Genomic DNA, 21,359 nt, shown 5'->3' on the forward strand with positions numbered 1-21,359 from the left:
AGTTTTGTAGGTTGGGTGCAGCGATCGCGTAACCCAACATAAATAAGGTGGTAATGTTGGGTTGCGTTTCACTCCACCCAACCTACATCAATATATATTTTAAAAAACTCTAGGCTTCAACATAGATGATGTTTAAGTTTCTTATTTTAAAGCAAAACCTACATAATCCTACGTCTATGTAGATATTCTTTGTATTTATGACCTAATCCTACATTTACCTACATCCTACGTATAACTATGGACTACAGGCGAATATAGAGACATCGAAACAACAGAGGAGTGCAAAACGATGTCTGCTTACTATCCTGTAAATGAAAATTTAGCTGCACAGCAACAGCCAATAGTTCAATCTCTAGATGTTCTCAGTCAGTCAAACAATACAGAACAACTTCTCGATATCGCTGAAAATATTACTGCTGCTTTAAGCAAATCAGATACAGTGGAATTAGTTCAAGCTGGGGGTCAGACAGCAGAAAATATTTTTAAGGTTTTAGTCCAATATGGCGGTAAACCAGTTGCAATTATTCTGGCTACTGCTGTTCTGATTGCAGCTACTGCTATACCCATATTAGCCGTCAAAGTATCTCTGGGTCAGATAACTCAAATCGATAATATTTCACAGACAAAATGATGGTTTTGTGTTGGGTTGCGCTTTGCTTAACCCAACCTATATTTCACTGCTTCATCTAATACAAAAGGGCGGGCAAGATGCCCACCCTGCAAGAAGGTTAGAAAGAATTAAGGACTTTTTGCTAATATCGAATTCGTGGGTCTACATAAGCATTTAAAATATCAATTAAAATGCTGGCACTCACAACGATCGCACCAAAAAAGACTAGCACCCCTTGAACAGTGGGATAATCACGATCTGCGATCGCTTGATACAGTCGATTAGCTAACCCAGGCCAAGAAAATGTTACTTCTGTCAAAATCGCCCCACCTAACAGAGAAGCAAAAGTTAATCCCAACACTGTAATTACAGGGATTAGAGCATTCTTTAAGGCATGGGAGGCTAAAATCTTATTTTCACCAATACCTCTGGCTCTAGCGGCTTCTACATAATCGGCTTGCAAGGTTTGTTTTAAATTCACTCGCACAATCCGTTCAAAAATCCCACTCAGCAAAATTCCCAAAGTGAGACTCGGTAGGGCGAGATGGTGCAAAGATGTGAAAAACTGGGTGAGATTTCCACCGAGTAAGCTATCAATTGTATACAATCCAGTCACAGGAGTGGGAGCCGGAAGATTAGGCGGAAAGCGGTTGGAATTGGGAAACCAACCCAGTTGGACTGAGAAAATCAACTGTAAAAGCATTCCCGCCCAAAACATGGGGAGTGCGTAGGTGATAATCCCAAATAAGCGCCCACCAACATCAAAATATGTCCCAGGACGAGAAGCTGAAAGAGTCCCAACGGCAATCCCAACGATGAGTGCAACCGCCATACTACATACTGCTAACTCCACTGTCGCCGGGAAATATTGCCCAATTATGTCCCAAACATTCTGTCCGCGACTCATTAAAGACGTTCCCAAGTCAAAGCGCAGTATGCTTCCCAAATAATTTAGGTACTGTAGCCACAAAGGAAAGTTTAAACCTAGTTGTTTTCGTAATTCTTCTTTAGCAGCTTCCGGCGCACGTCCACCAAGAATTGCATCTGCGGGATCTCCTGGGGTTGCTCTTAGTAAGAGAAAGACAATGGTGATAATTGTTAATAGCTGAAGTGGCGCAAGAAGCAACCGAGAAACTATGTAATATTGTAAAGCTTTAGAGCGAGACATATTTTAGTTATTTGTTATTTGTCATTTGCCATTTATTTTTAAAAATGACAAATGACAGAGGACTAATGACTACTTTTTAATTGTCTGGTAAACCAGAATTTGGGTTGGGTTAAGTTGTACGCTGTTCACACCTTTTTGGGCAAATACATAGTCTTTGCTTTGCCATAAGGGAACGTAAGGTACATCAGCAGTTACTTGCTTTTGAATCTCTGCAAAAATTTTCTGACGCGCATCGGGATTCAGTTCTTTGCGTTGTTGATCGATCAGTTTATTCATCGCTTCGTTATAGTAGAACGAACCCTGAGTTTGACTGCCTCCATCTTCACATCCTTTAGCAACTGAACCTTTGTCACAAGACAAAAATGGCTGGACGTAATTATCTGGATCTAAAAAGTCTGGATACCAATCAAGTAAAGCTCCTGGATATAATCCTTTGGCAATGTCTTTAAAAAATGTCGGGCCTTCAGCAGGAGTGACTTCAAATTGCAGAATTCCATCCAACTTGGCATCCACAAGAGATTTGAGCGTCTGTGCTGCCAAACTACGAGTAGGCGAACTAGAAGGATACCAAATTTGGACTTTTGCCGGATTTTCTTTGGAGAAACCAGCAGTAGTTAACAATTTTTTAGCTTGATCAAAGTTAGCATCGCCATAAGCATCTTTGAATAATGGCACAGAAACATTAAATGTTGTAGGAATCATGCTATAAAGCGGATCTGCTTGACCAAGTAAGGCCCGCTCATTTAAGAGTGGACGGTCAATTATTGACGCGATCGCTTGTCTAACTTCTAATTTATCTAAAGGCTTTTGATTCCGGTTCAATACCAGATAGCTTACTACACTACCTTCAGCTGCGATCGCTTGCCAATCCCCTTTTTTACCACCTTCTTCTAAGCTCCGATTTTGATCAGGCTGTAGCGACAGATAAGCTACATCTACAGCGCCTGTACGGAAAGCATTAAACAAATTAACCGGACTAGTTTGAATTTGGAGGTTAACACCTTTGTTAGCTGGTTTTTCTCCCCAATATTTATCAAACGTATCAAATCTTATTGAATCAGTACCATACTGAGCTAACTTATAAGGGCCAGTTCCTACAAAAATATTCGGCTTAAATTTACCAGCACCGAGTTCGTAAGCTTTTGGCGAAACTGCACATACCCCAGGAAACGCTAGCAGTGAAGGAAAGGCTGCAAAGGGCTTTTTCAGCTTAATGGTTAACTCATACTCACTTGTACTTTTTACCGAATCTACTATATCACCTAGTAAGAATGAAGGTTTTCCTTTATTTTGAATAAAGCGGTTGATGGTAAACGCCATTGCTTGGGCGTTGAAGGGAGTCCCATCGTGAAAAACCACTCCCTGACGTAAGGGGATGGTATAAGTTAAGGCATCTTGACTGACTTTAGGTAATGCTGTCGCAAGCTGGGGCTTAATTTCCGTGCTTCCTGGTTCGTAGGTGTAGAGGCGATCGCTCATATTAAACACCAAACCCAAGGATGCTAACTCATAAGCATCAGCCGGATCAAGGGTTCTCGGCTTTGCTGTTGTACCTATAGTAATACGACCATCACCTGTAGGGCTATTTACAGAACCCGATGGTGGCGTAGAAGGCTGTGGACGAGGAGCGCAACTAACAACTAAAAATAAACATAGACAGAACAAAGATAGGAATTGTGTAATCCGACCCCACCGTTGCACGGACAAGGAAAACCAGGTCATACAGTTAAATTTCATGTAATGAGAAGTCAGTGATCATACTATATATTTGCTACTTTTATAGAAAATTTTACAATTAATTACTACTCTAGATACTTTTTATAGAAGATTTTGCTCGAATAGATAAATTTATGTGTATTCAGGATGATTAAGTAAAAATAATTAAATGCTTACTATAATATGTAGAACTTTACCTCATCATAATAATTCAAAGTTCTAAATTAACTGTTCCGAATTGGGAGAAGTAGAGTCAAGAGAAGAGTAGTTTAATATAAAAATTTCCTTCCCCTTATATCGTTCGCCTTTAAAGTTGTCTTGCTTACTTTTCCCATTTTTTTGATCATCACTTCTACTAATTGTATAATTCCATTCTTTATCGTGTATCTCCAGCGCCCATTCATATAGGTTTCTAATTGTGTCGCTATTATCGTAAGTTATAAGAAACTTTATTTTTTCCTTGTATCTATTTAATATTTTGCATAATCTGTAATGATCGTCTTTAGAAAATGAATGAGCATAAAGTTTATCTTGATCTGCATTGAAATAAGGAGGATCAATAAATAAAAAAGATCCATTAGGTACAGATTCGATAACTTCTTCAAAATCGAGATTAGTAATTTTAACGTTTTGAAGTTTCTCTGAACTTCGACGTATGTTTCTGGGCCAATTCTCTGGACGCATACTGTATTTGTCACCATATCCCCAATAACAGTTTTGATGCTTCATAATCCCAGAGTAGGAGGTTCTGTTAAGGTAAAACCATCTACCAGCTTGTTCTAATTGATTTTGTGGAATGAATTCATTTTTGTAATATGTATGTCTTTCTTTCGTGGCGGATTCCCCTGCTAAAAATTTGATTAATTCTTCTGGTTGATCTCTAATTATTAATAAGGTATTGATTAATAATTCATCAATATCATTGAGCCAATTAATATTTACTTTATCTTTTACAAAAAAAATAGAACCACCCCCCGCAAAAGGTTCAACATAATAAGAGTGAAAAGGAATATGATTAAGAATCAAATGTCGAGCATAAAATTTGCCACCAGGATATCTAAATGGTGAGTTTATCGGTTTGTTCATAGTTACCTAGAATATTCCTAAGCTTATGTTTTGCATTTGGTATCAAAAGCATACATGAAATTTATTGTAAACTTAATAACAAAATACAATTATTAGCTAAATATTTAAATATGCGATCTTGTTATTTTTGTACTGAGCTACATTCAATACAAAGAAGAATTTATTTTTATTAAAATTGAGCAATAATAATTTAAATAGCTTTAATTTAAATTATTATTAGTTATACATAATTAACAAATAATATACGATATCGTAATCGTAAACAGCAGATTGAAAGTTTAATAGTGAGACTAAAAGCGTGAAGTATTTCTTTCTATCTGAGGGATGGGCAGTTGCTAGAGTCTGGGCATCTGATGGACTCTGGCAAGTAACTGCATGGCGACGGCAACCAGATATTCAGCGAATGAATATTTGTTTAGTGGAAGAAAACGAATTGCTATGGCTTTATCGAGTTGAAGAAGCCATTTTAACCATAGAAGTGAAACCTACAATACCAGTCACAGCCGGTACTACCATAGGTCAAGTAGTACTCAAGCGTTTGATGAGTGCTGAACAGGTAATTGAACGCTTAAACACAGCTGAGGCGAAGTGCCAACTGCAAAATATCCATTTGGTGGTTCAGTAGGATTGGTATTGGGCATGGGGCATGGGGCATGAAAAAGAGACAAGGGAGACAACGAAGAGGGGGGAGACTTGTTCAATAATCCCCCCTTGTCCCTGCTCCCCCTGCTCCCCTCATAAAGTTAAATGATAAGTAAATTTAATCTCCAAGAGGGATTGGTAGCGAAAAAACTTTGAGATGCTACGCGATCGCATCAATTTACACGCTTGCAAACAATTCCATCAATAGTTACACTTTTTAAAACATTCTCATTTTTTGCTTGGCGGTGGCTACCCTACAAGGTAAACCTCCCGAAGCGAGTAAGCATTGCCAAAGCACCCACGCTGTCTGACTTATAAGACTAACTGTGGTAGTACTCTGGCTCTGGCAATAACAAAAAACAAGAGAGAGTTTTCTGAGTGGCGAATTTCGTTCCTTAGAATCTCAGTAAGAAAATTGCTTTGTAAACTAACTCATCGAGGAGGAGCGTAGTCGATGGGACTACCCTGGTACCGAGTACATACAGTCGTTCTGAATGATCCAGGGCGACTGATTTCTGTACACCTGATGCACACAGCCTTAGTAGCAGGCTGGGCTGGTTCGATGGCACTCTACGAACTGGCTGTTTATGACCCTAGCGATCCGATTCTCAATCCGATGTGGCGGCAAGGGATGTTCGTCCTACCCTTCATGTCGCGTTTGGGCGTTACCCAATCTTGGGGTGGTTGGAACGTTACTGGTGGCCCATCAAGCGATCCTGGCTTTTGGTCATTTGAAGGCGTTGCTGCGGCTCACATTGTTCTTTCCGGTCTTTTATTCCTAGCTGCCGTATGGCATTGGGTTTACTGGGATTTGGAACTCTTTAGAGATCCCCGCACTGGTGAACCTGCTCTAGACTTGCCAAAAATGTTTGGCATTCACCTGTTTTTATCTGGTCTACTTTGTTTTGGCTTTGGTGCTTTTCACGTCACCGGACTATTTGGACCGGGGATATGGGTTTCTGACGCTTATGGTATAACTGGGGCTGCCCAGGGAGTAGCACCAGAATGGGGCCCAGATGGTTTTAACCCATATAACCCTGGTGGCATTGCGGCTCACCACATTGCTGCTGGTGTTGTTGGTATTATTGCGGGGTTATTCCACCTCACAGTTAGACCCCCTGAACGGCTCTACAAAGCCCTACGGATGGGGAACATTGAAACAGTACTTTCTAGCAGTATTGCAGCAGTTTTCTTTGCTGCTTTCGTTGTTGCTGGTACTATGTGGTACGGTAATGCCGCCACTCCCATCGAATTGTTTGGCCCTACCCGCTACCAATGGGATCAAGGTTACTTCCGTCAAGAAATTCAGCGCCGCGTCCAAACTGACGTTGCTCAAGGTGCAACCCTTGACCAAGCTTGGTCGCAGATTCCTGAAAAACTGGCTTTCTATGATTACGTCGGTAATAGCCCCGCTAAAGGCGGTCTATTCCGTACAGGGCCGATGGTGAAGGGTGATGGTATTGCCCAATCTTGGCAAGGTCACGCTGTATTCAAAGATTCCGAAGGACGGGAATTGACCGTGCGTCGTCTCCCCAACTTCTTTGAAACCTTCCCAGTAATTTTGACCGATGCTGATGGAATTGTCCGCGCTGACATTCCCTTCCGTCGGGCAGAATCAAAGTATAGCTTCGAGCAATCTGGTGTCACCGTCAGCTTCTATGGTGGCGATCTGAATGGTAAAACCTTTACAGAACCAGCTGATGTGAAGAAATATGCCCGTAAAGCTCAAGGTGGCGAAATCTTTGAATTTGACCGCGAAACCTTGAACTCTGATGGTGTATTCCGCACCAGTCCTAGAGGTTGGTTTACCTTTGGACACGCTGTATTTGCTCTGCTGTTCTTCTTTGGTCATCTCTGGCATGGCTCTCGGACAATCTACCGAGACGTATTTGCCGGTGTTGATGCGGATCTAGAAGAGCAAGTTGAGTGGGGGCTGTTCCAGAAAGTGGGTGACAAGTCAACCCGCCGGAAGGAAGCTCTCTAATTTCAGTGCTGAGTTCTGAGTGCTGAGTTCCGAGTTAAAGCTCTGACTCAGCATTTGGTGACTCAGTACTCAAAACTTTAATTAGTGGCTGCATAGGCAGGAATTCATAATATGGAAAGCGTTGCGTACATCTTGATTTTTACTCTGTGTATAGGTACTATCTTTTTTGCGATCGCATTTCGCGAACCCCCTCGCTTTGAGAAACCAAAAGATAAGTAGATCCTAATTACCAGACCTTTAGCTGATTTAAAGAAGTTAGTATCCGTTGCTACTAATTGTAGGAGCAACGGATATTATTGTGTTTTTCCTTTGTTAATTTTAACTACTAAGTAAATAACAAATCATTTTGATATTGTGATATAATTTCCAATCTTGGGAGTAGATATGTGTTAATACTAGCTTTTCTGCGCTAGGATGAAAAAGGATGTTAAGTGTAAACTGCCATAGAACTGCTTACATAGTACATCGCGCTTGTCGCACAACCTTTACGGAGACTAGAACCAGGAACAAATCAGCATGGTCAATCAGAATTTAACCGCTACAGAAATTGGATTCACTCACGAAGATTTCGCTGCTCTACTTGACAAATACGATTATCATTTTAGCCCTGGCGATGTTGTGCCAGGAACAGTTTTCAGTATAGAGCCGCGCGGCGCTCTGATTGACATTGGTGCTAAAACCGCAGCATATATTCCTATACAAGAAATGTCTATTAACCGGGTGGATAGCCCGGAAGAAGTCTTACAGTCAAACGAAACACGCGAGTTTTTCATTCTTACCGATGAAAACGAAGATGGTCAATTAACTCTTTCCATTCGCCGTATTGAATATATGCGGGCTTGGGAACGCGTGCGACAGCTGCAAGCAGAAGATGCCACTGTCCGTTCTGGCGTGTTTGCAACCAATCGGGGTGGTGCATTGGTAAGGATTGAAGGATTACGCGGCTTTATCCCAGGTTCTCACATCAGTACTCGCAAACCAAAAGAAGAATTGGTAGGTGAAGAACTGCCATTGAAATTCCTAGAGGTGGATGAAGAACGTAACCGCTTAGTTCTATCTCATCGTCGGGCGTTGGTTGAACGCAAGATGAACCGCCTAGAAGTCGGGGAAGTAGTGATTGGTACAGTTCGTGGTATCAAACCCTACGGTGCTTTCATCGATATTGGTGGTGTCAGTGGTCTACTACACATTTCTGAGATTTCCCACGAACATATTGATACACCTCATAGCGTGTTCAATGTCAATGATGAAGTGAAAGTGATGATCATTGACTTGGATGCAGAAAGGGGTCGCATTTCCCTATCTACCAAGCAGCTAGAACCCGAACCCGGCGACATGATTAAAAACCGGGATTTGGTTTACGATAAGGCAGAAGAAATGGCTGCTAAATATCGTGAACAGCTGTTAGCCAAGCAACAAGGTGCTACTGCTGCGCCTGCTGCACCTGCTGATGTTTTAGCAGAAGAAGATATTCCACCAGCAACAGAACTTGAAGACGAGATTCCACCAGCAGCAGAACTAGAAGAAGAAATTCCACCAGCAGCAGAAATTGAGGAAGTAACCCCAGTAGTTGCGGAAATTCAAGAAGAGATTCCAGCAGCAACGGAAACTGAAGAAGAAATTCCAGCAGCTATTGAAGAATAATACATTTTATAGTTTTACTTGTTTTTAAGTAAGAGTATTAAATCATTGTATAAAGAGGGAAAAACCCTCTTTTTTTATGTGGAAAATTGGGAACAGTTAGGGGTTAGGAATAAAAACTCATAACTTCTGACTAAATAAGTGGGGTGAAATATTGTGGCAACTATTAAATGTAGAAAAATCACTTTTGATAATATCCAGGCAATTTTGTTTGACAAAAACGGTACTCTAGAAGATTCAGAAACATATTTGCGATCGCTCGCACAAAAGGCAACAAGATTAATAGATGCTCAAATCCCTGGAACTGGGGAACCCCTATTAATGGCATTTGGCATCAATGGCAATCTTCTAGATCCGGCAGGCTTAATATCGGTAGCGAGTCGCCGCGAAACAGAAGTTGCAGCTGCGGCATATATTGCCGAAACAGGAAAAGGATGGTTTGAGTCCTTAAAAATAGCCCGTCAAGCTTTGGATGAAGCCGAAAAATACATCGAACAAACTCCTTCACCGCTATTTGTGGGTAGCTTAGACTTGTTGAAATACCTACGCAAAGGCGGCTTAAAACTCGGTATCCTCTCAGCTGCAACAACCGATGAAGTAAATAAATTTGTAGGGCATCACCAATTAAACGATTATATCCAGTTAAAAATGGGAGTAGATGAGGGTCCGAGCAAACCAGATCCAGTCCTATTTTTGCAAGCTTGCGAAGCATTGGGAGTTGAACCAGGTGCTACCTTGATGGTAGGTGATGCAGTTGGCGATATGCAAATGGCACGTAATGCTAAAGCCGCAGGTTGTATTGGTATCACTTGGGTGGGTAAGTCAGATAATGTCCGAGGTGCAGATGTGGTGATTAATCAACTTGATGAGATCCAAATTTTAGAAGATTAGCTGTATATCTGACTTCTGAATTCTTCTTCAGACTGTAAACCCTGTAACTCACAACATACAACCAATCTAAGCCCCAGCGATCGCCATTTCTACGTCTAAAGATACAAGTTTATTGGATTTTGAGAGATTAATCAAAGATTAATGAGATATTAAGTTGAAAAAGTAATTCAGATAGAAACTTATGACAACCGAGCAAGAGCTTCAATCTCTTTTTAATACCTTAGATAGCGATCAAGACGGCAAAGTATCCATTAATGATCTTTTTTTAAGTCCTGGCTTAAGTGCAATCATTTCATCAGAAACAAATACTACTAGTCCCCAGGAATTGCTAGTAAATTATGATTCAGACAAAGACGGCAGTATTACCTTTGAAGAGTTAAAGGGAGCAGTTGAGAAAGCAAATAATTTAGACTAGTAACCCAATCCCTAACACCCAATACCCGAAAATCCCTCTCTAGCCAACGCTTTGAGGGATTTGCAATTTTCATAGTCAGCAAGAAGGGTGTAATATTTAAGACAATTGAATACAACTATGGCGCATAGTACAACATCTGTTTAATTCTCCACACCCTTCTTCCTTCTCCACTCCCCAATTTTGGGCGCGATTTGCGATAACAGTATTTGATTCCATATTGCTTTCTCTTCCCTTTTTTGTATTTGCAGATAATTCATAAAATATTATTGTTAGTTATCAATAGACAACGGAGGCGGCAGATCATGAACGGCTGGAATTTACCCTGGGAAGGCGGATGTCGTTGTGGACAGATACGGCTTCAGGTGAGTGCCCCGCCTCTGCTGACGATGGCTTGTCACTGCACAGGTTGCCAGCGAATGACTGCCAGTGCTTTTTCTTTAAGCGCCGCGATCCCAAGCGTTGGATTCTCAATTTTGAAAGGTCAGCCGGCCATCGGCGGTTTGCATGGCGCGACCCGCCATTACTTCTGCCCGCACTGCATGAGTTGGATGTTTACTCGCCCGGAAGGAATAGACGAGTTCGTCAACCTTCGGGCGACAATGCTGGACAATGCCTCATGGTTCACGCCTTTCATCGAAACTTGGACGAGGGAAAAGCTGTTATGGGCGACAACCTCTGCGGTTCATAGCTTCGAGACTTTGCCGAATTACGAAGACTATGCTTCTCTGATAGAAGAATACGCCAAGCAAGCCTCGAAACCTACACTATGACGAACTGTTTTGGAACGGATTTACGACGGAAACGTGAGATATGCCACCGGAATAGAAGTACCCAGAAATGTGCAGCAACGACTTGTGCATCGTCAAGATTTTGAATTCCCGGAAGCACAAACCACAGTTGAAGAATTGAGTGTTGATGGGGAAAATATCCGCACCCATAAGCCTTTGAACAGTGCTTGCAATTGATTCATGTCATTAGTTACTTGTCCGCTCCAATTCCTGATCGTCCCAGGATACAGGGTCTTCTAATGGTTCCAGATGAGTTATGATGCCGCTTTTTGGCAGTGCTTGAATGATGCTCAACTCAATTGCTTCGCATAAATCATGTCCTTGGCGAACTGTCCATGCTCCAGGCACTAAAACATGAAAGGAAATAAACCGACGTGTTCCAGCAATCCGAGAACGCATTGCATGGAACTGGATACCTTGGCGTTCATATTTACTGAGAATAACCAGAATTGTCTCCATTTCTTTAATAGGCAAGGCAGTATCCAGTAATCCAAAAAAGCTTTCTCGTAGCAAACGAAATCCTGTCCAGACAATATTGACTGCTACCAACAAAGCGATGATTGGGTCAAGTACTAGCCAACCTGTTACCTGAACCAAAAAGATTCCCACTATCACACCACCCGAAGTCCAGACATCAGTAAATAGGTGGTGAGCATCAGCTCGCAGTGTAATCGAACGCAAACGTCGTCCCGCTTTTAGCAAGACAAAAGCAACTCCACCGTTGACTGCTGTTGCCAACACTGATAGAGCCAACCCCAATCCCACTTGAGCGATCGCTTCTGGATGCAGTAACCTTCCCCAAGCTTCAACTCCAATACTGATTGCCGCAACTATAATCAACGCACCTTCGGCTCCACTGGAAAAATATTCTGCTTTAGAATGCCCAAAAGTGTGTTCGGCATCGGCTGGTTTAGCAGCATAAGTTACTGCCCACAGTGCTATCAATGCTGCCGCCAGATTCACACACGATTCAATTGCATCGGAAAGCAACCCTACCGATCCGGTTAGCAGATAAGCCCCAAACTTCAAGGCAATAGTAACAATTGCTGCCCCAATTGATAAGAAAGCGTAGGAGCGCACTGTTCGAACACTCATCAAATTTACTCAACTGTAATTTTTAGCCAACAGTAACAAATTTAGCTCATGGCTTCATCCGCCTTGAGACTTTGATTAGAATTTGGTATTCACATAGAAACGAGTAATCGTGGGGCATAGAAAGCGATCGCTCTTGGAAGGAATGAGGAACACCATTGTTTCTCTGGGTAACGGTAGTAATATCTGCGATCGCAGATATTACTACTTTTGGCTCCAAAGCGCGGCTTTGATTGCCTAGGAAAGTGATAAATAAAGTTCAATATACGCTATGCCTAAAGATACACGCTTTTGAGTAGTAGTTTATGTGAATCTCAATTGGGGATAATAGTTATCTTAAAATCAGAATTTATGCCACAATACTTTGGACAACTGCACACAACCGAAGCGCCTTGGTCAATCCTGGGAGCAGTACAAGCAATACAACAGAATGAGCGCCATATCCTCTTGCTGTGCGGCGACCCCTGTCTAATAGTTAGTGTGCTAGCACCAAACTTAATTCGGGTAAGGATGGCTCCAAGTGGTGAATTTCTCTCTAGGCGATCGTGGGCAGTAGCACTTGCAGATGAAGAATGGCCTACTGTGCCGTTTAAAGTCCAGGAAAAAGCAGAGACTATAGAAATTCAAACTGAGCAATTGTCTATTGTCGTGTCCCGCGATCCGTGTCGTATCCAGTGCTTTGACTCAGCAGGACAGCCTTTTGCACAAGATACAGACTTAGGGATGGGGTGGCGGACAGGGGAAGTTGCTGGGTGGAAACGGATTGAATCTGACGAACATTTCTATGGTTTTGGTGAATCGACTGGTTTACTAGATCAGCGATCAAAAGTGAGAACCAACTGGGCATCAGATGCGATCGATTACGGCATCATGACAGACAGTATGTATCAGGCAATTCCTTTTTTCATCGCCTTGCGTCCTGGATTGGGATACGGACTTTTTTTTAATACTACTTATTGGAGCCGATTTGATCTGGGCGCACAGCAGCCTGGAGTTTGGCAGATGGAAACTCAAGGGAATGAACTAGATTACTACATTATTTATGGGCCTGAACCTGCGAAAATTATCCAGACTTACACCCAGCTAACTGGAAGGATGCCTTTGCCACCTCGATGGTCACTAGGTTATCACCAATGTCGCTGGAGTTACGAGTCACAAGATATAGTACGCAAACTAGCTGATGAATTTCGTCAGCGTCGCATTCCCTGTGATGTTATTCATTTAGATATTGACTATATGAATAGCTATAGGGTTTTTACCTGGAGTCCCAAGCGATTTGCTGACCCTCAAAAATTAATCCAAAATCTCAAACAAGATGGATTTAAAGTAGTGACGATTGTTGATCCGGGAGTCAAATACGAGCCAGAAGCAGATTACAAAGTCTTTGACGAGGGATTAAACAACAACTATTTCATCCGAAAAACTAATGGTCAATTGTTCCACGGCTATGTTTGGCCAGACAAAGCTGTCTTTCCTGATTACCTACGTCCTGAAGTTAGAGATTGGTGGGGAAATTGGCAAAAAAGTTTGACTGATATTGGTGTTGCCGGTATCTGGAACGATATGAATGAACCCGCACTGGATGACCGTCCATTCGGCGACCCTGGTAACAAAATTTCCTTTCCCCTTGATGCGCCACAGGGACCAACTGAGGAAATAACCACCCACAAGGAAGTTCACAATCTTTATGGGCTAATGATGGCACAGGCATCTTATCAAGGAGCTAAAATATCTCGTCCGACTGAACGCTCTTTTATATTGACACGCTCTGGATATGCCGGCATTCAACGCTGGTCAGCTATCTGGACAGGAGACAATCAATCTCTGTGGGAACACTTGGAAATGTCCATACCAATGCTTTGTAACCTAGGCCTATCGGGCATTCCCTTTGTTGGTAGTGATATTGGGGGATTTGCGGGGAATGCTACGGCTGAACTATATGCGCGTTGGATGCAACTAGGAATGCTTTACCCCTTGATGCGTGGGCATTCAGCATTAACTACTGCACAGCATGAGCCTTGGGTCTTTGGCGATCGCATCGAAAAAATTTGCCGCGAGTACATTGAACTCCGTTATCAACTACTACCTTACATTTACACTCTTTTTTGGTTAGCTGCAACTACTGGCGCACCAATTCTTCGCCCACTTCTGTATGATTTCCCTAATGACCCAAAAACCTTTTCTCTTGCCGATCAAGTAATGCTTGGCCCCTCCTTACTAGCAGCACCAATTTACCGTCCAGGCGTTGAACATCGTGCCGTCTACTTGCCTGAAGGTTGTTGGTTTGATTGGTGGAGCGGGGAGACATTTACAGGGCCAACTCACATTCTTGCTTATGCACCACTGGAGAAAATGCCGTTATATGTTCGTGCTGGCTCCATTATTGCGATCGCACCAGTAATGCAATATGTAGATGAACATCCCATAAACCAAATGAGACTGCGGATCTGGAAGGGTGTTGGTGAGTTTACCCTTTATGAAGATGATGGTCATACTTTTGAGTACAAAACAGGAGCCTTTTGCACCACAACTTACCACGTTTATTCTGAGCAGCAAACAACCATTGTTGAGATTGCAGCCAGAGAAGGTGAGTTTTCACCCATAACACGTGAAACCATTGTGGAACTAGTCGGTGTTGGTGAACAGAGTTTTGTGGATAATGGTACTGCACATCGCTTGGAATTTTCTACTTAGGCAGATCCATAAAACAGTATTTAACCATACTAGTAACATAATGATTGTATATTTTTAAAATTCATGGCTCAGATAGAAAATCATGAACCTAAATACTTCGCGCCGCTCTACTTTACAGGGTTTGGTTGCCAGTGCTATGGTGATTGGGTTTGATGTTGTCCAGCGTTCTTGGGTAACATCTGCCAATGCCACATCCATCTTTGAAAGTATACCCCAATTGGATGGCACGCTTTATACGGTTAGTGAAACTCTTGTTATTGCCAGTGTAGACTTCGGTAACATAGTACATCGGCAACCGATAGCAGTACTTCATCCAGAGTCAATTGAAGATATTGTTCAAATTATTCAATTTGCCACTCTACTTATGGTCAGTCACAAGTAGAAGCTGGCATTGTTATTAATATGAGTACGCTCAACAAGATTCACTTTGTGGGAACAGACCGTGCCGTTGTGGATGCAGGAGTTTTGTGGAGTCAGTTATGTTTCTGTTTGCTATTTTGCGAACAGCAGTTCCACCAGATAGTTCTACAGTTACAAAAATGCTCAATGATAATCGTCGGCTGTTTGAGCAAAATCGTGATTTAGGTGGTTATTTATATCCAATTAGTTCTGTTCCTTTTTCTCGGAATCATTGGCAGCAGCACTTCGGTTGTTTTTGACAAAAGTTAGTAAGTGCAAAGTTGCGCTATGTCCTGATAATTTGCTAACTCCAAGTCCAGGGATTCTTGAAGCATCAGTACCCAAGCAAGAACCGATTACTTGAGATAGCAGTTGTGAAAGTACGTACTTGTAATGTGGAGACTATAAAGTCTATTCTTTTTTAATACAAACCATTGAAATTAGTTTTTTGACCGTTACAAACTATGCCTAATATATTCAACCGATAAAATTTCAGGTTATCTAAAGCTGTTTTTAGTATTGAAGAATTTGTTTTGTGAATTCGAACTACTATCAATAGTCCATCAGTGTGAGGTGCTATCAGGCTAGCATCAGCTAATCCCACCAGGGAAGGTGCATCATAAATCACTAAGTCAAAATTATTTTGGAAATCTATCATTAATTGCTTCATCTTTGAAGATGAGAGCAACTTTGTGGGATCGGATGGTACAGGCCCAGCAGTGATTACAGATAGTTTGCTCATAGAAGGTAGTTGTCGAATTACTTCTCCCACTGGCAAGTTTGTAGAAATTAAATTGCTTAATCCCCAAAGATTATTTAAATGTGAGAGATTGTGAATTGTAGGTTTACGAAGATCAGCGTCTACAAGTAAGACTCTTTGCCCCATTGCTGTAGCTATCTGAGCTAGATGAAGGGCTATGGTAGACTTGCCATCACCAGGCATAGCTGAACTAATAACTATAGAACGAAACGGGCTATCGGAACTGAGTAGTTTAATATTGGTATAAACTACCCTTAAAGCTTCGGAAAAGTTGGAAGAATACTCACCCTGTTCTTCCTTTGGTAAAACACTCAGTTTAGCAGTCTCCTTAGAAAGAAAATTTGGTATCCTTAATAAGGAAAAAATTTGCTGAGAAGGGTGGTTTTGCTTAGTTTGGATTTGCTGTTCAAAAGGAATATTTCCTAACAATGGTTGCTTAACTTTTCTTTTCATATCATCGACAGTGTGGTATGCATTATCTAGCTTTTCCATTAGTAAGACAATACCAACTCCTGAGATGATACTTGCAACTAATACTAATACAAAACTGCGTAGGGGATCAGAAGAAGAAATAGGAATGTCCGGTGTAGTTGGTACTTGAAGTAATTGCCAGCCTAGCTCTGTTTGGGATATTTGAATTTGGAGATTCTCGCGGGTTGATAAAAACCGATTCAAACTCTCATTTGCAAATTGCAATTTACGCTGTAATTCGGTATATTGTCTTGTTAGAATTGGCAGTTGGTTACGTCTCTGTGCAAGTTTCTGTTCTATTTTGGTAAGTTCTTGACTTTGCACTTCTAATTTCTGAAGTTGCATCTCTACTTCAGCAAATTTTACACCCAATAATTGCTGTGCCTGTTTACGTAGCAAAGGTAAAAGACTAGCTCGTTTCTCTTTCAATGTTTGAATGGTTGGGTTTTTCTCCTGTAAACGAGTTGATTCAGTTGCAATCTGAATATCAAATTGACGTATTTGAGTAATTAACTGCTGATATAAAGGAGCATTATTCAGCATTGCTGTTGCGCCATTTTTCTCTTTTAAACTCGTTAAATTAGCACGAGCTTGAGCTAACTGTAGATCAATTTCTTGTCTTTTTTGGGATAATTCAACGATTTGTGATGAGATTTGCTCTGCTTGGGATTCTGGATTGTCAAAATTGTAATTTTGTCTAAAAAATTGCAACTCTTTTTGGAGTTGATCTACCCGATTCTGTGTTAAAGGTAATTGGTATTCAACAAACTGAAGCCCTTGACGTAATTTGGTTTGCCTCCTGATTTTGCTGTAGTCTAAGTAATCTTTAGCGAGCCTCTGTAGTACGGCTTGAGTTCGATCTTGATTGTTACTGCGATAGCTAACTAATATAATCTTGGTTTCACCTAATCGAGTAATTTTTAGAGAATCAATAAGAGAATAATAGTTTAATTCTGGATAAGAAGCTTGTAGCCTTTTAAGAGTATCTCTCATCAGTTCAGGACTCTTAAGAACCTGAATTTGGCTGTCATAATCTAGACTAGACATCTGTGAGTTAGAGTCTTTGACAACATCCACATCTGTTGAGTCATCATTCACAGGTTCCACTAACAGTTGAAAATTGCCTTCATATTCTTGGGGCTTCTGCTTTAGCACTAAGCTAATAACTGCAATTGTCATAACAGTAATAGTTACACCAGTCATAACTAGCGCTCTTCGCCGTAAAACACTCAGAAATTTTTGTACACTCCATTCTTCTTCCTCTTCAACCCACGGAACAAGTTGATTTTGTTGATTTTGAAGAGATGGAGGTACAGAATTATTACTGCTATCAGAACTGGAAGGTTGGGAAGGATAATTCTCTATCATATTCTTAATATTTGGTAATAAGTTAGACAGAATTAGTAGAAAGAGTTTTATAAGCTTCTGTGAGATAAATTTTGATACGACCAACAATCTATACTATATTTGATATTTACTTAATAAACTTATGATGAAATTACAAGCCTTTATTCTTGAATCCATTACACAAGTAACGCAAGCTAGCTAGTTAGGCTTGTTAAATGGTATGAAATAATACAAGTTCCTTGGATTAAGTATAAGAGAGTACAAAACTTTAAAATTTTTACTTAATAAACGTGAATTTCGGTAATTATATCTAAATTATTCTCTCATAAAAACAATTTATTTTTGGATACAGTGGAAACACAGGCAAGACTCAAGTGCTTAATTTAATAATTAAGGGATATAAATTATCGATGCTTGGCATCAAGTGGAGTTTTCCCATATTTATACTGCGGCTATGGCAGCTTGTAAATGCTGACTTCTACCAAATCCTAAGTAAATACACTGGATATTTAATTTCTCGGACGATCTCTTTCTTTGCATACTTTGCAGTTCATTGAATAAACATTAAGTACATTTTAATACAAAGCTAACCTATCTTTTTATTATACTTTTATTTTGTCAGTATATTAGCTAAATCCTGTTCAACAGTCAAACAGGAGTCCCCGTAGCCCATAAAACTCTTATTTTATAAAGTTTTAGATTAGATATACTTTAAAAATATAAATTTTTAATGAAGTAAATGATTCGATATGGAAACATGATATTGTGAAGTTCTCAGTGTTGCATATAAAAAGTAATAAAGCCTAAAAGCTTTAGTTATAAAGTTATATGTCACTAGAGAAGCTCAAACAAAAACTAAGCATTGTTCAAAACAAAACATTCTAGAATCAAATTGTGAATAGTAATTATAACTCCAGATATCTCAGTTGACAGAATGTTACTCAAACAATAGAGACTTTTAGCAAATATTAAATCTCTTTTTAGAAGTTTAAGTAAGTACCTGCTCAACCTGTCAAGGACTTGCTTTACCACATAAAAATATTACCTTCTCTCTAAAATAATTTGTTCTCGGCTAGAAATATTTTCATCATTTTTGTGTTCTCGTATCTGTTAGAGAAGTGTGTATATAAACTAGAAAGAGTGTTCTGTTAGTTAGCCTTAATAGAGTTATAAGATAATGCCTAAATTTACAAAGTTTAGAAGTCTTTTAAGCTATTGTGGGGTGACGAACTAGACTCTAACTGGGAGCGTGAACTAAACAACATACAAGGTTTTGAGTTTAGTTAGGGTGTGCCAAGCTGTGGCTAACATGCCGAAAAAAATTAGTCTTGATAGTACCTTATATCAATGACTTAATTTTACGAAAATTGTAGTTTGTTAATTCAAGCTTTCTTAGTGAATATTAAGCCAGATTTGTAAATTCTTACAATATAGTCTAGATGTGTTTTCTAGATTATTTCGAGTTTATACAGGTTTTGGATAACAGTTTTTTCTATTTCAGACGAGGCTATAGACTATGAGACTTAATCAATGGATTAATCAAAATTTTTTGAAATCCATTTCTACTCCTTTAGATGCAAAAAAAGATACAAGAAACAAGCCTTCTGTAAAAGCTCAACAATCAATAAAGTTATCTGTAGTTACCCAATTTTTCCCTCCGGATTATGCCGCTACAGGGCAGCTGATTGAAGAATTGGCGAAACAGTTAGGGCAGCAAGGAGTGGATATTGAAATTTTTACAAGTCAGCCAGGATATGCATTTCGTTCTGATACGGCCCCAGCAGTTGAATGGGCTGACCAAATCCGAATTCAGCGATCGCGTACTGCTCAACTCTGGCCGGGAAGAATTCGCGGCAAAGCCATTAATGGTGTGCTATACACCTTGCGGGCAACGCTTTATTTGCTGAGAGGTTCACGTCGCAATAATGTATTATTGCTAACTACAGCACCCCCATTTTTGCCAGTGATCGGATATCTAGCTTATATATTATTTAAGCTGCCCTATGTATGCGTGTTGTATGACTTATACCCTGATATTGCGATCGCGCTAGGTGTAATTTCAAAGAGTAACTGGCTGGTGAAATTGTGGCGTGCAATCAACAAACAAGTTTGGTTAAAAGCCAAGGGGATCATAGTACTTAGCCCAGCAATGAAACAACAGGTAGTGGCACATTGTCCCCAAGTAGCTGATAAAATTTCTGTAATTCACAGTTGGGCTAACCCAGAAGCGATCGTGCCGATTGCTAAGAAAGAAAACTGGTTTGCCTGGAAGTATAACCTAGTTAACAAATTTACCGTCCTTTATTCTGGCAATATGGGTCGCTGCCATGATATTGACACCATGTTGGAAGCTGCAAAGCAATTGCAAGATGAGCCAATTCAGTTTGTCTGCATTGGTGGTGGTGCCAAACGCGAAGAATTAATGATGGAGGTGGATCGGTTAGGGCTGACCAATTTTACATTTCTACCTTATCAAGATAAGCAGGTGTTACCTTATTCCCTAACGGCTTGCGATCTATCAATAGTGAGTGTAGATGCAACTACAGAGGGTTTAGTTGTTCCCAGCAAACTTTACTCAGCTTTAGCTTCTGGGCGACCAATAGCAGTAATTTGCTCCCAGACTTCATATTTAAGGCAACTCATAGCTGATGCCAGTTGTGGTAGCACATTTGACAATGGAGATGGTCAAGGTCTAGCGCAATTTATTCGCTTTCTGAATCGAGATCCCCAAATAGGAGAGCAGATGGGGAAAGCAGGTCGTCAGTATTTGCGATCGCACTTCACGCCTAAAGTAATCTCTAAACAATACTTGCATGTTTTACAGCAGGCGGTATTTGATGAAATAATCACCATGTCTCGAAGCGATGTAAAGTAAGCATATTTAGGTTTATTAAATTTCTATGATTTTGATAAACCTTAAACAATTTGATCTACAAATTTTTGGTTGCATGATATAAAACTATTAGGAGAAAAATAGAGCATTAGAATCTTTATGATTTAGTCAAAAACTAACTCTTTGCAAAATCATTTTTTCAATTAAAAAGGAAGTAAATTAATTAGAAAGTAAGGTAAAATAAAAACAAAATTATCATTTATAATTGAATCTTTTTGCAGTATTTTTTAGGAGTAGGGCTTTGATGGTCTTATTGATCTCAGTACCTCCAACATAGCCTTCCTTGATCACGGTTTTTGTCTATAACAGGAGGTGAAATTACAGATGAGGTGTGACCAAAATCGGAAACGTTCCAAGCGAAGAGCAATTTACTGCCCGGTTCATAGTTGCTACATAGATAGCGTCAGTCAAAAATATAAAATGTTTGCTGACCAAGCAGGTCAATTACAGCAACGAGGTATGAGCAGGCGGAATGCTTTGATGTTAGTAGCGAACCAAACCACCGTTCCTATAGAAGGGGAATGGTTAGAAGCTTTTTGGTGTGAAGGATGTCAGCAAACAACTTGGTATCACATTCGTAAGTGTGATGATAGTAATTATGAAATTTCGGTAGCACCACAAGAAGTATGGCGACAAGTCACAGGAGTGATTGATTCTCTAGGGAACCCTTCCGTTGGTGAGTTTACTCGTAAAAGCGCCAGGAAAGTTCGTTATCAAGGTCTTAGAGGTTTCGAGTTCGTGAGTTAAGAATTATTAGTGTCA

Annotated in this window: 20 protein-coding genes and 1 pseudogene; 14 read left to right on the forward strand and 7 right to left on the reverse strand. The window is 40.4% G+C overall.

What is annotated here, in order from left to right; all coding sequences use genetic code 11:
• Positions 1-289: 289 nt before the first annotated feature.
• A complete protein-coding gene (locus GNF10_RS18260) occupies positions 290-631 on the forward strand; it encodes a hypothetical protein (protein ID WP_185580663.1) in 342 nt (113 codons plus the stop codon).
• Between the two features lie 121 nt (positions 632-752).
• On the opposite strand, the gene GNF10_RS18265 is transcribed toward GNF10_RS18260, so the two are convergent.
• From GNF10_RS18265 to GNF10_RS18275, 3 genes are all read right to left on the reverse strand, one after another.
• Positions 753-1,778: an ABC transporter permease gene (locus GNF10_RS18265; RefSeq protein WP_012409030.1), complete on the reverse strand. Its 1,026-nt coding sequence runs from the start codon at positions 1,776-1,778 to the stop codon at positions 753-755.
• Positions 1,779-1,847: 69 nt separating this feature from the next.
• Entirely contained in the window at positions 1,848-3,500 is a 1,653-nt protein-coding gene (locus GNF10_RS18270) for an ABC transporter substrate-binding protein (protein ID WP_185580664.1), read from the reverse strand.
• A 213-nt stretch (positions 3,501-3,713) separates the two neighbouring features.
• Positions 3,714-4,580, reverse strand: coding sequence for a DNA adenine methylase (locus GNF10_RS18275; RefSeq protein WP_185607193.1), 867 nt, complete (start codon positions 4,578-4,580; stop codon positions 3,714-3,716).
• Between the two features lie 298 nt (positions 4,581-4,878).
• On the opposite strand from GNF10_RS18275, the gene GNF10_RS18280 reads away from it, so the two are divergent.
• The 6 genes from GNF10_RS18280 (at position 4,879) to GNF10_RS18305 (ending at position 10,153) form a co-directional block, all read left to right on the forward strand.
• Positions 4,879-5,205 carry a hypothetical protein gene (locus tag GNF10_RS18280; protein WP_185583357.1) on the forward strand — a complete coding sequence of 109 codons (327 nt, stop codon included), beginning with the start codon at positions 4,879-4,881 and terminating at the stop codon, positions 5,203-5,205.
• 471 nt (positions 5,206-5,676) lie between these two features.
• On the forward strand, positions 5,677-7,206 hold the full coding sequence (psbB, locus tag GNF10_RS18285; RefSeq protein ID WP_185583359.1) for a photosystem II chlorophyll-binding protein CP47: 1,530 nt from the start codon (positions 5,677-5,679) through the stop codon (positions 7,204-7,206).
• Between the two features lie 111 nt (positions 7,207-7,317).
• Positions 7,318-7,425, forward strand: coding sequence for a photosystem II reaction center protein T (locus GNF10_RS18290; RefSeq protein ID WP_012409025.1), 108 nt, complete (start codon positions 7,318-7,320; stop codon positions 7,423-7,425).
• Positions 7,426-7,722: 297 nt separating this feature from the next.
• Positions 7,723-8,850 carry a 30S ribosomal protein S1 gene (locus GNF10_RS18295; protein WP_185583361.1) on the forward strand — a complete coding sequence of 376 codons (1,128 nt, stop codon included), beginning with the start codon at positions 7,723-7,725 and terminating at the stop codon, positions 8,848-8,850.
• Positions 8,851-9,003: 153 nt separating this feature from the next.
• Entirely contained in the window at positions 9,004-9,738 is a 735-nt protein-coding gene (locus GNF10_RS18300) for an HAD family hydrolase (RefSeq protein ID WP_185583363.1), read from the forward strand.
• A gap of 181 nt (positions 9,739-9,919) precedes the next feature.
• Positions 9,920-10,153 (forward strand): EF-hand domain-containing protein, encoded by a 234-nt coding sequence (locus tag GNF10_RS18305; RefSeq protein ID WP_185583365.1) that lies wholly within the window; start codon positions 9,920-9,922, stop codon positions 10,151-10,153.
• 300 nt (positions 10,154-10,453) lie between these two features.
• Here GNF10_RS18305 and GNF10_RS38665 read toward each other — a convergent pair whose 3' ends face one another.
• Positions 10,454-10,624, reverse strand: coding sequence for a hypothetical protein (locus tag GNF10_RS38665; protein ID WP_260446016.1), 171 nt, complete (start codon positions 10,622-10,624; stop codon positions 10,454-10,456).
• Here GNF10_RS38665 and GNF10_RS18310 point away from each other — a divergent pair.
• Both GNF10_RS18310 and GNF10_RS18315 read left to right on the forward strand, forming a co-directional pair.
• A complete protein-coding gene (locus GNF10_RS18310) occupies positions 10,570-10,923 on the forward strand; it encodes a GFA family protein (protein ID WP_260446015.1) in 354 nt (117 codons plus the stop codon). The two genes, GNF10_RS38665 and GNF10_RS18310, sit on opposite strands and share 55 nt — an antisense overlap.
• A gap of 39 nt (positions 10,924-10,962) precedes the next feature.
• A pseudogene (locus tag GNF10_RS18315) lies at positions 10,963-11,085 on the forward strand (ISKra4 family transposase); the annotation flags it as partial.
• Between the two features lie 42 nt (positions 11,086-11,127).
• Here GNF10_RS18315 and GNF10_RS18320 read toward each other — a convergent pair.
• Both GNF10_RS18320 and GNF10_RS18325 read right to left on the reverse strand, forming a co-directional pair.
• Positions 11,128-12,036 (reverse strand): cation diffusion facilitator family transporter, encoded by a 909-nt coding sequence (locus GNF10_RS18320; RefSeq protein ID WP_185583370.1) that lies wholly within the window; start codon positions 12,034-12,036, stop codon positions 11,128-11,130.
• A gap of 46 nt (positions 12,037-12,082) precedes the next feature.
• Positions 12,083-12,253 (reverse strand): hypothetical protein, encoded by a 171-nt coding sequence (locus GNF10_RS18325; RefSeq protein ID WP_185583372.1) that lies wholly within the window; start codon positions 12,251-12,253, stop codon positions 12,083-12,085.
• Between the two features lie 131 nt (positions 12,254-12,384).
• On the opposite strand from GNF10_RS18325, the gene GNF10_RS18330 reads away from it, so the two are divergent.
• The 3 genes from GNF10_RS18330 to GNF10_RS37920 all read left to right on the forward strand — a co-directional run bounded on the left by GNF10_RS18330 (position 12,385) and on the right by GNF10_RS37920 (position 15,386).
• On the forward strand, positions 12,385-14,727 hold the full coding sequence (locus GNF10_RS18330; protein WP_185583374.1) for a glycoside hydrolase family 31 protein: 2,343 nt from the start codon (positions 12,385-12,387) through the stop codon (positions 14,725-14,727).
• Between the two features lie 82 nt (positions 14,728-14,809).
• Entirely contained in the window at positions 14,810-15,109 is a 300-nt protein-coding gene (locus tag GNF10_RS37915) for a hypothetical protein (RefSeq protein ID WP_221643546.1), read from the forward strand.
• A 97-nt stretch (positions 15,110-15,206) separates the two neighbouring features.
• Positions 15,207-15,386 carry a hypothetical protein gene (locus GNF10_RS37920; RefSeq protein ID WP_221643545.1) on the forward strand — a complete coding sequence of 60 codons (180 nt, stop codon included), beginning with the start codon at positions 15,207-15,209 and terminating at the stop codon, positions 15,384-15,386.
• Positions 15,387-15,547: 161 nt separating this feature from the next.
• On the opposite strand, the gene GNF10_RS18340 is transcribed toward GNF10_RS37920, so the two are convergent.
• The gene (locus tag GNF10_RS18340; RefSeq protein ID WP_221643544.1) at positions 15,548-17,725 is read right to left on the reverse strand and encodes a polysaccharide biosynthesis tyrosine autokinase; all 2,178 of its coding nucleotides are present in this window, start codon (positions 17,723-17,725) and stop codon (positions 15,548-15,550) included.
• A 1,495-nt stretch (positions 17,726-19,220) separates the two neighbouring features.
• Here GNF10_RS18340 and GNF10_RS18345 point away from each other — a divergent pair.
• The gene (locus GNF10_RS18345) at positions 19,221-20,579 is read left to right on the forward strand and encodes a glycosyltransferase family 4 protein (RefSeq protein WP_185587348.1); all 1,359 of its coding nucleotides are present in this window, start codon (positions 19,221-19,223) and stop codon (positions 20,577-20,579) included.
• A gap of 342 nt (positions 20,580-20,921) precedes the next feature.
• A complete protein-coding gene (locus GNF10_RS18350) occupies positions 20,922-21,344 on the forward strand; it encodes a hypothetical protein (protein WP_185585688.1) in 423 nt (140 codons plus the stop codon).
• Positions 21,345-21,359 lie beyond the last annotated feature (15 nt).

It is taken from the genome of Nostoc sp. UCD121 (assembly GCF_014222285.1).
GTDB lineage: Bacteria > Cyanobacteriota > Cyanobacteriia > Cyanobacteriales > Nostocaceae > Nostoc.